We start from the raw sequence: 12,582 nt of genomic DNA on the forward strand, positions 1-12,582 counted from the left end.
CTCCCGATCCCCGACGGCGGTTCCGCCGCGAGGCGTTCGGGCGTACTGTCCGAGGACCGCCCGCTGCCCCGCGGGCCCGCGTCGATGGAGTCGCGAATGTTCGAACCCGGAGGATCCGCGCGACCTCTCGCGCGGATCGGCTACGTCACCGCCGCCCTGCTGGTCGGCGCGATCCTGGTGGGCGGCGCGGTCGGCGCCGCCGTCGCCCTGGTCCTCTACCTGCCCGGCGTCCTCGCCGCCGACGGCCCGCCCGGACTGATCGGCTTCGGCCTGCTCATGGGAGCCGCATCCGGCGTCGGCATCGGAGTGGTCGGAGGCGCGGGAGCGGTCGCCGGCATGGTCGCGGTACGCGTCGCGAGCCGCCGCGACGGTCCGTTCGTGCTCGGCACCAGCGCGGGCGCGGGCCTCGGCGTGCTGGTCGCCTCCGCGAACCTGCTCGTCAGCCGCGACGCTCCGACCTGGGCGTCCGCTCTGCTCGCCACCGCGGCCGCCTGCGCCCTCTGCGCTGCGGGCTCGTGGCTGCTGACCCGGCACGAGCACTCCTGGGAGCGCGCGCACGCCGCACCGCGCTGATCCGCGGCGCCTCCGGAGGTCAGCCCGCGTAGGACCCGACCAGGCGGACCGCTCCGCCGTCGACGCCCTTCGCGCCCTGCTCGAAGCCCTCGAATCCGCGCGCGGCCGTCGAGACGCGGCCCGCGACCCACGACGGGACGCCCGAGCGCTCGAGGCGCGCGATCACGCCGTCGGCCGCCTCCGCCGCGACCACGGCGAACATGCCGATGCCGAGGTTCCAGGTGCCCTCGGTGCTCTCGAGCGTCGCGCCGGACATCCCGGCGAGCGCGCGGAACACGTCGGACGGGCTCCAGCTCGCCCGCTCGACCTCGACCCACGAGCCGCGCGGCAGCACCCGGGCGAGGTTCGCCGCGATGCCGCCGCCGGTGACGTGGCTGATCGAGTGGACGGCCGGGCCGAGCCCGGCGTCGTCGAGCAGGTCGAGGAGGGGACGGGTGTAGAGGCGGGTCGGCTCCAGCAGCACCTCGCCGACCACGCCGCCCAGCTCCTCGGAGCGATCGGTGAAGCCGATGCCGCGCTCGGCGAGGATGTGGCGCACGAGCGAGTAGCCGTTCGAGTGCAGTCCGGAGGAGGCCATCGCCACCACGACGTCGCCGTCGCGCACGCGGTCGGCGCCGCGCACCTGGTCGGCCTCGATCGCGCCGACCGCCGCGCCCGCCACGTCGTAGTCGTCGGGTCCGAGCAGGCCCGGGTGCTCGGCCGTCTCGCCGCCGACGAGCGCGGTGCCCGTCTCGGAGCAGGCGCGCGCGATGCCGGCGACGATGTCGGCGATGCGGGCCGGGACCACCTTGCCGCACGCGATGTAGTCGGTCATGAAGAAGGGCCGGGCGCCGACCACGACGATGTCGTCGACGACCATGCCCACGAGGTCCTGCCCGATGGTGTCGTGCTTGTCGATCGCCTGCGCGAGCGCGACCTTGGTGCCGACGCCGTCGGTCGAGGTCGCGAGGAGCGGGGCGCGGAAGTCGCGGAGGAAGGAGACGTCGTACAGGCCCGCGAAGCCGCCGACCCCGCCGAGGACGCGGCTGTCGTGCGTCGCCGACACCGCCGACTTCATCAGCTCGACGGCGAGGTCCCCCGCCGCCGTGTCGACTCCTGCGCGGGCGTAGCTGCTCGTCTCATCACTCACGCGACGACCCTACCGACTGGCCCCTCCCGCCGCGGCGCGGATCCGGGTCCGCCGCCCCGGTTCTCCGCGCCGGCGAGGATCGCGCGCGCACCTCCGCCGGCACCTCGCCCGGGCGCGCGCGCCGGCTCCGAGCGGCGAGAGGCATCCGGCCGATCCGCCGGTCGGCGCCGCCCTGAGCACCCCCGGAGCCACGGATCCGCCCACGGCGAACCATTAGGGGATGAGTCCCCCGCGTGCCAGGATGGACCGTCAAACCCCCCTGCTATCCCCTTGGGAGCCCCTCCGGCATGTGCGGAATCGTTGGGATCGTGTCCTCCGGACCGGTCAACCAGTCCATCTACGACAGCCTCTCCCTCCTGCAGCACCGCGGCCAGGACTCGACCGGCATCGCGACCGCCGACGGCAGCACCCTGCACATCAAGAAGGCCGCGGGACAGGTCCGCGAGGCGTTCCGCACCCGCGACATGCGCTCGCTGCTGGGCTCCATGGGCCTCGGCCACGTGCGCTACGCGACGAAGGGCAACGCCGAGCGCGAGGAGGAGGCGCAGCCGTTCTACGTGAACGCGCCGTACGGCATCATCCTCGTCCACAACGGCAACCTCACGAACACGCGCGAGCTCACAGAGGAGCTCTTCCGCATCGACCGCCGGCACCTCAACACCACCTCCGACACGGAGCTGCTGGTCAACGTGCTGGCGAACGAGCTGCAGGCGTCGATGTCGGGCCGCGACCTCGACGCCGACGAGGTGTTCGACGCCGTCGCCCGCGTGCACGAGCGCGTCGAGGGCTCCTACGCCACCATCGCGCTGATCGCCGGCGTCGGGCTCCTGGCGTTCCGCGACCCCTTCGGCATCCGCCCGCTCATCGTCGGCCGCCGCAGCAACACCGGGGCTCCGGACGACTGGGTGGTCGCCTCCGAGTCGCTCGTCCTCGAGGCGCAGGGCTTCGAGATCGTGCGCGACGTCGCTCCCGGCGAGGCGGTCTTCATCACGCCCGACGGCCGGATGGCCAGCCGCCAGTGCGCGAAGGACCCGCGCCTCATCCCGTGCTCGTTCGAGTACGTCTACCTCGCCCGCCCCGACTCCGTGATGTCGGGCATCTCGGTCTACGAGGCGCGCCTGCGCCTGGGCGACCGCCTCGCCGACACCATCGCGCAGTACACCCCGGGCGGAGCGATCGACGTCGTCATGCCGATCCCCGACTCCTCGCGCCCCGCTGCGATGCAGGTCGCGCAGAAGCTCGGGATCGAGTACCGCGAGGGCTTCTACAAGAACCGCTACGTCGGCCGGACGTTCATCATGCCCGGGCAGGCGGTCCGCAAGAAGTCGGTGCGCCAGAAGCTCAACGCGATGTCGAGCGAGTTCAAGGGCAAGAACGTCCTGATCGTCGACGACTCGATCGTCCGCGGCACCACCTCCAAGGAGATCGTCGACATGGCCCGCGCGGCCGGCGCGAACACGGTCACCTTCGCGTCCGCCGCGCCTCCCGTGCGCTACCCGCACGTGTACGGGATCAACATGCCCTCGCGCCAGGAGCTCGTGGCCCACAACCGCCGCATCCCCGAGATCTCGGAGGCGATCGGCGCCGACCAGCTGATCTACCAGGAGGTCGCCGACATGAAGGCGGCGATCCTCGAGGGCTCGGACGTCCCCGATCTCGAGACCAGCTGCTTCACCGGCGAGTACGTCACGGGCACCGTCACTCCGGAGTACCTCGACTGGGTGGAGCGCACGCAGCTCAGCTGAGCTCTGCACAGCGCCGGTCGCGGCGCAACGGGTGCCGCGGATCCTCGGACCGCTCCATGATCGGAGGGTGCGCGACCCCCGCGCGCATGCACCCGAGGAGACCCCGTGATCTACCGAATCCTGCCGTTCCTGCTGACCTTCGCCGCGAAGCGCATCTCGAAGTCGCAGAAGGCCAAGCGCGCCGCCGCCAAGCGCCCGACGTCCGCCACCAGCAGCAGCAGCAGCCGGCGCTCCTCGTCGCGTCGGGGACGCTGACGCCGCGGTCCCGTCCGCGAGTCGCGGGCGGGACCCTCGGCACGGACCGGCGTCGACGCCTCGGAGCCGCCCGGCTAGACCCGGTCGGAACCCGTCTGCGCATCGTCCTCGTCGGCGGACGCCGCCCGAGCCTCCTCGACCGGCGCCTCGGCGGCCGGCTCGGGCTCCTCCCGGGCGACGATGCGCTCGGCGGTCCTCCGGACGACCTTCCGGCCGACGACCCGGTCGAGCAGCACCACGACGAGCCCCGCGAGGGCGCCGAACAGCGTCACGAAGAGCAGCAGGCTGAAGCCGAAGACCTGGCCGCGGGAGAAGCCCTGCGTCTCGGGCAGCGCGAAGGTCAGCACGAAGGCCGCGATCGCTCCGAGCCCGACGCCGAGGGTCAGGATGCGCCAGACGCGCGGGGAGCGGCGGACGTCGACCTCTTCGCGGGTGACCTCGGGGCGGGCGGGATCGCTCATGCCTCCATTCTCCCCCGCGCGGGCGAGGGCACGGCACCGTGATCGCTCAGAGCGCGTGCACGAGCCGGCCCGCCTGCGCCCGCAGCTCGCGGACGACGGTGCGGACCGAGAGCCGCTCCGCCCGGTCCGGCCGCATCAGCGCGACGATGTGCCGCACGGAGTTCACTCCGCGGAGCGGCTTCACCACCACTCCCGCACCGCCCGCCGTGTAGCGCGGGAGCACCGCGATCCCCAGGCCCGCCGCGACGAACGCCTCCGTCACGCGCGTGGACGCGAAGCGCTGCTCCACCCGCACCGCCTCGCCTGACGCGGTCTCGATGTCCTGCATCACGCGCTCGAACGGGAACCCGTCCGGGACGCCGATCCAGGTCTCGCCGACCAGGTCCGCCGCCGAGACCGTCGCCCGGTCCGCGAGGCGGTGCCCGACCGGCAGGCCGATGTCGAGGGGCTCGATCATCAGCTCCGCCATCGCGAGGCCGCGGCCGGCCCAGGCGCTGCGGCCGGTGGGCGAGTGGGCGAGCACGATGTCGAAGTCGGCGGTCAGGTCGGCGAACTCGTCGGTGCCGGGGTCCGCGTCCTCGCATTGCACGACGAGCCCCTCGACGCTCCGGAGCGCCACCAGCGCGTTCGGGAGGAGCATCTGCCCCGCGGTGGGGAAGGTCGCGATGGTGACCTCGCCGATCGGGTTGTTCTTGAACGTCTGCCAGACGGCGTCGGCCCGCTCGAGCGCGATCGCGATCTCGGTGGCGCTCCGGGCGAGCTCGCGTCCCGCCGCCGTGAGCACCACGCCGCGGCCGGAGCGCTCGATCAGCGGCACGCCGGCCTCGCGCTCGAGGACCTTGAGCTGCTGCGAGACCGCGGAGGGCGTGCGGTGCGTCGCCTCCGCCACGGCCGTGATCGAGCGGCGCATCGAGAGCTCGCGGAGCAGTTCCAGCCGTCGCACGTCCATGTAGAGAAACTACACGTCAGGGCAAGAACAGTTCGATTGTCCTACGGAACACGGGGCCGGACACTGGACGTTGTACACAGCATCCCGGCGGATGGATCAGAAGCCGCCGCAACGAAAGGCAGAACACTCATGAGCATCGCAATCCTCGTCGTCCTCAGTGGCCTCGCCGCATGGGGCACGGTGTCGACGGTGCTCGTCGCCAGCCGCGACGGCTACCGTCAGGTCCCCGCGCAGCACTGAGCCCCGCCGCTCCGCGACAGCACCTCATCGCGTTCCGACGCCGTCTCCCGACCGGGAGGCGGCGTTCTCGCGTCTCCGGGGGCTGCTGCCGCTCCTCGTGGAACGCCTCCCCGCCGCGGCTCCCAGGGGCCCCCATCGGCTCGCCCCGCACACGACGACGGGCCCCCGACCGGAGTCGAGGGCCCGTCGTGCGCGCGGTGCGGCTACTTCGCGGCTGTGCGGCGGCGCAGGCGCGCGACCGTCATGCCCAGACCGAGCAGCAGAGCGGCGATCCCGGCGACGAACGCGGGGGTCGCGTCCACTCCGGTCTCGGCGAGGTGGTGCGAGCCGGCGACCGGAGCGGTGGTCGGCGTCGGTGCGGGGCCCGTGGTGGGCGGCGTGGTCGGCGCGGGCGTCGGCTCCGTGGTCGGTCCGGGAGTCGGGGTGCCCGCTCCGGCGCCGGCCGCGACGGCGAAGCCGACGCTGATCTCGGTGCCGGTGGTGTCGAGCGCGAACGTCGCGGTGTGCGCGCCGCCCGCCAGGCTCTCGTCGATCGGGACCGAGAACGAGGCGCGACCGGTCGAGTCGTCGGTGACGGCCCGGGTGGGGTCGATCGTCGCGGTGCCGACGACGGTGCCGTCGACGCTCGCGGTCACGGTGGTGTCGGCCGCGGCTCCGGTGCTGAACAGGAGCGAGGAGAGGTCGACGGTCATGGTGTCGCCGACCGCGTACTCGCCCGAGTCCGGGACGTTGTCGGTCAGGCCGATCGTGCGCTGCACGGGGTCGGGGCTGACGGTGCCGAGGTCCTGGATGTAGCCGACAAAGGCGTCCAGGTCGATGCGGCCGGAGTCGGCCGTGCCGGTGCCCTCGGTGAAGGTGCTGAAGCCGTCGCCGCCGCTCGCGAGGAAGCTGCTGGTCACGACGGTGTAGGTCGCGGCCGGGTCGATCGGCTCGTTCTGGAAGAACACCTGCGAGATGCGCGAGCCCTCGGGGGCCGTGGCGTCGAAGACGTAGGTGAGGTCCTTCGAGGTGGAGAGGTTCAGCTGCGGGTGGCTGGAGCTGCCCACCCACTGCTCCTCGAGCAGGTCGGAGATCTGCTCGCCGGTGAGCTGCAGGGTCACCAGGGTGTTCGCGAAGGGCTGGGCGTCGGAGGCCTCGGCGTAGGTGACCACGCCGTCCGCGTCGCCGGGCTGGTCCGGAGTCGCGGTGTAGGAGAGGTCGTCGCGCAGGCCGCCCGCGTTCGAGAAGGCGATCTGCGTGCCGAGCTCACGGGTGGCCCAGAGCTGGGCGTCCGAGACGAGGTTGCCGAGGGTCGACTCCGAGCCGCGGTTGGTCGTGGTGCCGTCCGGGCGGTAGGCGCGCGAGATGTCCTCGGTGATGGTGCCGACCTTCACGCTGCCCTCGCGGACGGCGACGGCCTGGGCGTCGGCGACGATGCTCTCGACCTCGGTGTCGGGCTCGAAGGCGCCGACGACGATCGTCTTGGCCGGGTCGTCGGAGGCCGGGTCGTCGACGACCTTCGTGAGCGGCACGACCTCGCTGGTGAGCGAGGTGAGCTGCTTGGTCGCCGGGTCGACGGTCAGGGACATGCGGCCGATGTTCTCGGCGTAGCTGCCGGTCTGCGACACGACGGTCGGGAAGGCCCGGCCGGCGTCGATGCCCGCGTTGTACTCCTGGTGGCTGTGGCCCGAGACGATCGCGTCGACGTTCGGGGCGACGGCGTTGACGATCGCGCCGAACTTGGGGTCCGCCTCCGGGGTGTTCAGCTCGGCCGCGTCGGCGTCGGCTCCCTCGTGCAGGAGCAGGACGACCACGTCGGCCTCGTCGTTGGCGGCGTCGCCGTCCTGGAGCTGCGCGGCGACCTCGTTGACGTTCTCGGCGATCGGCTCGATGGAGAGCGTCGAGATCGTGGCGGGGCTGACGAGCTTGCCGAGGTCCTCGGTGATCGCACCGATGAAGGCGACGGAGACGCCGTCCTGCTCGGTGATCACGTAGGGGGAGTAGGCGCGCTCGCCGGTCGCGCTGTCGTAGAGGTTCGCGTTCACGTAGGGGAACGCCGAGGCGTCCACGACGCGGCCGTCCACGTCGGCGCGGCCCTGGTCGAACTCGTGGTTGCCCAGCGTGCTGACGTCGAGGCCCATCGCGTTGAGCGAGTCGAGCGTGGGGATGTCGCCCTGCACCTTCGACACGAAGGTCGAGGCGCCGATGTTGTCGCCGGCCGAGACGAACAGCGTGTTCGGGTTGGCGGCGCGGTAGGAGTCGACGGCGCCGGCGAGCACAGCGGCTCCGGCGACGGCGCGGTCGGCGGCGAGCCGCCCGTGGAAGTCGTTGATCGAGAGGATGTCGATGGCGACATCGCCCTCGGCCGCCGCGGCGGGGGTGGCGCCGAGGAGGGCCGCTCCGGCGACGGCGCCGACGGCGGTCGCGGAGAGGAGTCGGGTGAGGCCGCGTCGGCCCGGGGAGGTACTGCGCATCGTGAAGGGGACTCCAAGCATCGAGCGGTGGATCCGGAGAGGATTCGTGCCGCGTGAGGGGGTTATTCCCAGACAACCCGACGGCGGACCCCAGGTCAAACGTTCCGACGACGGCTCGCCGCCGCGTTTACGAGAAGTTAACTCGCCGACGCTCAGCCCACGCGCAGGACGGGGAGGAACGGCGTGAGGTCCGCGCGTACTCCCGAGGCGTGGATCCGCCCGCTCGCGAGGCCCTCGCTCCACGGCAGGGAGCCGGTCGCGAGCGGCAGCCAGGTCGCCGCGTCCATCTCGATCACGTTCGGCGGAGTGCCGCGGGTGTGGCCCGGACCCTCGACGCACTGGGCCGCGCCGAAAGGCGGAACGCGCACCTCGACGCTGCGACCGGGGACGTTCGTCTCGATGATCTGCAGGAGGAACCGCACCGCCGTCGCCGTCGTGTTCCGGTCCGCTCCACCGGCGAGCGCCGCCCGCACCGCGGACTGCCCGCTCGCCTCGTCGATCCTGCCCTTGGCCATTCACCCATCCTGCCGCCGCCGCCCGCTCCCGGACGCCTCCCGCGGGGCCCCGCCCGGCGTGTCGGCGTCCGCAGCGCCGCCCCGCGGAGGAGGACGTCACAGGGACCTGGCCCGGGGCGGGGCGCCCTATCCTGTCAGGGTGAAGATCCTCGTCCTCGGTTCGGGTGCCCGTGAGCACGCCATCATCACGGCTCTCCTCGCGGAGGAGGAGCACCACGAGATCATCGCGGCGCCCGGCAACGCCGGGATCGCGCGCGACGTCGAGGTCATCCACTTCGACACGAACAGCCCCCGGCTGGTCAGCGGCTTCGCGGTGGAGCAGGGCATCGAGCTCGTCGTCATCGGCCCCGAGGCGCCCCTGGTCGCGGGAGTCGCCGACGCGCTCCGCAAGCGCCGCATCCCCACCTTCGGCCCGGACAAGGCCGCGGCGGCGCTCGAGGGCTCGAAGACCTTCGCGAAGCGTGTGATGGACATGGCCCGCGTGCCCACCGGCCGCGCGACCCGCGTCTCCACCCTGGTCGACGCCACCCGCGCCATCGACGACTACGGACTCCCCTCGGTCGTCAAGGCCGACGGCCTCGCCGCGGGCAAGGGCGTCCTGGTGACGGAGTCGCGCAGCGCCGCGATCGCGCACGCCGAGTTCTGGCTGCAGTCCGGCGACGTCCTCATCGAGGAGTTCCTCGCCGGCCAGGAGGTCTCCCTCTTCCTCCTCTCCGACGGCCACGACGTCGTCCCCCTCTCCCCCGCGCAGGACTTCAAGCGCCTGAGCGACGGCGACGAAGGACCGAACACGGGCGGCATGGGCGCCTACTCCCCGCTGCCCTGGCTCGCCGACCGCTGGGAGAGCGAGCGCGCGTTCGTCGACGAGGTGATCGACACGGTCGCCATCCCGACCATCCGCCAGCTCGAGCGCGAGCGCACCCCCTTCGTCGGACTCCTCTACTGCGGCCTCATCGTGACCGACGCGGGCCTGCGCGTGATCGAGTTCAACGCCCGCTTCGGAGACCCCGAGACCCAGGTCGTCCTCCCCCGCCTCGCCTCCCCGCTGTCCGCGCTGCTGCACGCGGCGGCCACCGGTGCGCTCGCCTCCGTCCCGTGGCCCGCGTTCACGGACGAGGTCGCCGTCACCGTCGTCCTCGCGAGCGAGGGCTACCCCGAGAACGCCGTCACCGGTCGGACCATCACTGGGCTCGAGGCGGCGGCGGCCGTCCCCGGCGTCACCATCGCCCACGCGGCGACCCAGCTGGTCGACGGGCGCTTCGTCGCCACCGGCGGCCGCGTGCTCAACGTCGTCGCGCGCGGCGCCGACTTCGCCGAGGCGCGGGAGCGGGCGTACCGCGCGCTCGACCTGATCCACCTCGACGGCGGGCTGTATCGGAGCGACATCGCGGCGAAGGTCGCGCAGTAGCGCGACCTCCGACGTGATCTCGATCACGCCGCTCCCCGCGCGGCGTGGCGCAGTCGGCGAGGAGGGTGGCCGGGTTCTGCAGAGCGGGGTGCGTTCGGCGCATCCGAAACGCTCGGCACGCGTTCCAGCCGGCGCCTCGAGGGTGGCCGGGTGGCGGGGCGGATCCGCGCTCGGACCCAGGCCTCCGCGACGCAGGCTCGCGGCGGAGGTCGGTCGCCGCGGCGGGCCGGGTCAGGCCAGGCTGCGGAGGGCCTCGGCGAGGTCGGGGTGCGCGAAGGCGAAGCCGGCGTCCTCGAGGCGGCCGGGCACGACCCAGCGGGACTTGAGCAGGAGCTCGGGCTCGGTGCGGAGCAGGAGGGTCGCGGGCTCGAGGACGAAGCGCGGGGCCGGTATCCCGATCCGACGGCCGACGGCCGCGCGGAGCAGCCGCGAGAGCTCGGTGTTGTCGCTCGGGTTCGGCGACGCGAGGTTCACCGGTCCGTCGAGGGACGACTCCTCGAGGAAGCGGATCGACTGGTACACGTCCTCCACGTGGATCCAGCTGAAGCGCTGCCGACCGCGGGTGCGCCGGTGCTCGTGGTGCACGCCGGCGTCCCGGCGGGCGCGCGTCGAGGGCCACGGCCCGTCGAACTGCGGACCCCCCAGGCCGAGTCGCGCCAACCGCAGCAGGATCGCCGTCGCCGGACCGTCTCCGAGCACGATGGACATCCGCAGCGCGACTCGCCGCACCCCGGGCGTCTCTCCCGCGAAGAACTCCGACTCCCACGCCCGCGCCACGTCGACCGAGAACCCCTCGCCGAGCACGCCCTCGTCCTCGGTGTTCGCCCGCTCCTCTTCGTGCCGGTAGATCGTGGCCGTGCTCGCGTTCATCCAGACCGGCGGAGGAGTCGCGGCCGCCCCGACCGCGCGGTGCAGCTCCGCGGTGGTCGCCACCCGGGAGCGGAGGATCTCGCCGCGGTTCGCCGCGGTGTACCGGCAGTCGACGCTCTTGCCGGCGAGGTTCACCAGGAGGCGGGCGCCGTCGAGCGTCCGCGTGATCCCGGCGATGTCGCCCCAGCGCGCGTCCGGCCCCGAGCGGCCGATCCGCCGCACCGTCCAGCCGTCGGCGGTGAAGCGGCGGGCGAGCTCGGTCCCGAGGAACCCGCTCGCACCGGCGAGCACGACGACGGGGTCAGCGGTGCTGCTCATCGCCCCATCGTGCCGCACCCCGCCGGAGTCAGGGGGAGGACTCGTCGGAGACGCGCTGGCGGGACGTGGAGCAAGTGGAGGCGGGCCTCGGTCAGCCGCCGAGCGGCCCCGCACCACCGAGTAGACGCGCCGCGGCGAGCGCCCCGGCCAGCCGCTCGCCGAACCCTGGCGGCACCTCGGCGGGCAGCGAGTCGACCGGCCACCAGGCCACGTCGTCGCTCTCGTCGCTGACCGTCACGGGAGCGTCCGGATCGGCGATCGCGCCGAAGCCCACGTCCCAGTGCCGGGAGCAGCGGCCGAAGCCGTCGCCGAGCGCGTGCCGGTCGAGGTCGAGCGGCAGCACGCCGAGCGGCTGCAGGCGCGCCACCCCGCTCTCCTCCCGCGCCTCGCGGAGGGCAGCGGCGGCCACGGAGTCGTCGCCGGCCTCGATGTGCCCGCCGAGCTGCACCCAGAACCGGCCCTTGCGGTGGAAGCAGAGGAGCACCTCCGCGAGATCCGGCGAGAGCACGAAGCAGCTCGCGGTGATGTGCTCGGGGCCGCCGTCGCGCTCGAGCGCCGACTCGCCGCGCTGCTCGAGGAACGCCAGGTACTCGTCCCGCAGTCCGGCGAGCGCACCCGCATCCCACTCCCGCAGCTCGCTCGCCAGCGCCGCCCCTCGCTCCCCTGTCACGCGGAGCACCCTACTTCCCCTCCGCGAGATGCCACTTGGGTACGCGACACGCCGTGCGGCGCGTACCCAAGTGGCATCTCGCGGAGAGGGGACGGACGGGAGCGTCAGACGGAGAGGCCGGAGAGGCCCTCGCGGTCGACGCGGCGGTGGAAGCGCATGCCGGCGAGACCGCCGAGCACGGCGCCGACCAGCGCGACGACCAGTGCGGCGAGCGCCGTCACGATCGCCGCGGCCGTGGCGTCGCCCGCGTCCAGCGGGATCGTCGGGAAGCCGCTGACCGCGGAGAGCGCCTGGCTGCCGCCGGTGATCGCCGAGACGATGCCCACGACGATCGCGACGACGACCGCCCAGGCCCACACTCCGACGCCCTGCTTCGCTCCGCTGAAGCGGGCCATGCGGCCGGCCACGTAGCCGCCGCAGTAGTAGGCGACGAGGAGGATGACCAGCAGCGCGATCGCGCCCGCCCAGCCGAACGCGGCCGGGTCGGCCGCGAGGTCGCCGGTGACGTCTTGGGTCCCGATGACGGCGGCCCCGATCGCGGTGACGAGAGCGGTCAGGAGGACGGCGAGCCCGGTGGCGGCGAGCCAGCCGAAGAAGGCGCAGCCGATCTTGAAGCCGCCGAAGCGGTCGCGCTCGCGCTGGTGGATGTCCTTGCGCGCGGCCGCACGGGCCTGCTTCGCCTCGGCAGAGTCGGGGTCGACGGGCGCGGCGCGGTGCTCGGGCGCCGAGTGGGCGGAGGCGGAGCGGTCCGCGGAGGCGGAGCGGTCCGCGGAGTCGGAGCGGTCCGGAGTCGCGGAGCGGTCCGGAGTCGCGGAGCGGTCCGGAGTCGCGGAGCGGTCCGTCGCCGCAGCCGCTCCCGTGTCCCCCGCCGAGTCGATGCGCGCCGTGCCGCCCGCCGCCGAGCCCTCTGCCCGTCGCGGCAATCCGCCGTCAGCCGGATCCCTGTCTGTCGTGCTCATGTCGAACCTCCTGGCCGAGCGCCCCGAAGAAGGGCGA

At 73.3% G+C, this 12,582-nt stretch carries 12 protein-coding genes; 4 read left to right on the plus strand and 8 right to left on the minus strand.

Annotated elements, in window-relative coordinates; all coding sequences use genetic code 11:
- Positions 1-96 precede the first annotated feature (96 nt).
- Complete coding sequence (locus C5D08_RS10950) at positions 97-573, plus strand: hypothetical protein (RefSeq protein WP_104277056.1); 477 nt, start codon at positions 97-99, stop codon at positions 571-573.
- Between the two features lie 19 nt (positions 574-592).
- On the opposite strand, the gene purM is transcribed toward C5D08_RS10950, so the two are convergent.
- The gene (purM, locus tag C5D08_RS10955) at positions 593-1,702 is read right to left on the minus strand and encodes a phosphoribosylformylglycinamidine cyclo-ligase (protein ID WP_104277057.1); all 1,110 of its coding nucleotides are present in this window, start codon (positions 1,700-1,702) and stop codon (positions 593-595) included.
- 287 nt (positions 1,703-1,989) lie between these two features.
- On the opposite strand from purM, the gene purF reads away from it, so the two are divergent.
- On the plus strand, positions 1,990-3,447 hold the full coding sequence (purF, locus tag C5D08_RS10960) for an amidophosphoribosyltransferase (RefSeq protein ID WP_104277058.1): 1,458 nt from the start codon (positions 1,990-1,992) through the stop codon (positions 3,445-3,447).
- Positions 3,448-3,552: 105 nt separating this feature from the next.
- Positions 3,553-3,702: a hypothetical protein gene (locus C5D08_RS17015; protein ID WP_181110107.1), complete on the plus strand. Its 150-nt coding sequence runs from the start codon at positions 3,553-3,555 to the stop codon at positions 3,700-3,702.
- Positions 3,703-3,776: 74 nt separating this feature from the next.
- Here the strand turns inward: C5D08_RS17015 and C5D08_RS10965 are convergent, their stop codons facing one another.
- The 4 genes from C5D08_RS10965 to C5D08_RS10980 all read right to left on the minus strand — a co-directional run bounded on the left by C5D08_RS10965 (position 3,777) and on the right by C5D08_RS10980 (position 8,320).
- On the minus strand, positions 3,777-4,163 hold the full coding sequence (locus tag C5D08_RS10965; RefSeq protein ID WP_104277059.1) for a hypothetical protein: 387 nt from the start codon (positions 4,161-4,163) through the stop codon (positions 3,777-3,779).
- 46 nt (positions 4,164-4,209) lie between these two features.
- The gene (locus tag C5D08_RS10970) at positions 4,210-5,112 is read right to left on the minus strand and encodes a LysR family transcriptional regulator (protein WP_104277060.1); all 903 of its coding nucleotides are present in this window, start codon (positions 5,110-5,112) and stop codon (positions 4,210-4,212) included.
- 443 nt (positions 5,113-5,555) lie between these two features.
- The gene (locus tag C5D08_RS10975) at positions 5,556-7,805 is read right to left on the minus strand and encodes a bifunctional UDP-sugar hydrolase/5'-nucleotidase (protein WP_104277061.1); all 2,250 of its coding nucleotides are present in this window, start codon (positions 7,803-7,805) and stop codon (positions 5,556-5,558) included.
- A 152-nt stretch (positions 7,806-7,957) separates the two neighbouring features.
- Positions 7,958-8,320 carry a sterol carrier family protein gene (locus C5D08_RS10980; protein ID WP_104277062.1) on the minus strand — a complete coding sequence of 121 codons (363 nt, stop codon included), beginning with the start codon at positions 8,318-8,320 and terminating at the stop codon, positions 7,958-7,960.
- 139 nt (positions 8,321-8,459) lie between these two features.
- On the opposite strand from C5D08_RS10980, the gene purD reads away from it, so the two are divergent.
- Complete coding sequence (gene purD, locus C5D08_RS10985; RefSeq protein WP_104277063.1) at positions 8,460-9,728, plus strand: phosphoribosylamine--glycine ligase; 1,269 nt, start codon at positions 8,460-8,462, stop codon at positions 9,726-9,728.
- A gap of 231 nt (positions 9,729-9,959) precedes the next feature.
- Here purD and C5D08_RS10990 read toward each other — a convergent pair whose 3' ends face one another.
- The 3 genes from C5D08_RS10990 to C5D08_RS11000 form a co-directional block, all read right to left on the minus strand.
- Entirely contained in the window at positions 9,960-10,916 is a 957-nt protein-coding gene (locus tag C5D08_RS10990; protein ID WP_104277064.1) for an epimerase, read from the minus strand.
- Positions 10,917-11,007: 91 nt separating this feature from the next.
- Positions 11,008-11,586 (minus strand): NUDIX hydrolase, encoded by a 579-nt coding sequence (locus C5D08_RS10995; protein ID WP_258067381.1) that lies wholly within the window; start codon positions 11,584-11,586, stop codon positions 11,008-11,010.
- Between the two features lie 104 nt (positions 11,587-11,690).
- Positions 11,691-12,545 carry a hypothetical protein gene (locus C5D08_RS11000; protein ID WP_258067382.1) on the minus strand — a complete coding sequence of 285 codons (855 nt, stop codon included), beginning with the start codon at positions 12,543-12,545 and terminating at the stop codon, positions 11,691-11,693.
- Positions 12,546-12,582: the final 37 nt, after the last annotated feature.

This window comes from Rathayibacter sp. AY1B6 (genome assembly GCF_002932755.1).
Lineage (GTDB): Bacteria > Actinomycetota > Actinomycetes > Actinomycetales > Microbacteriaceae > Rathayibacter.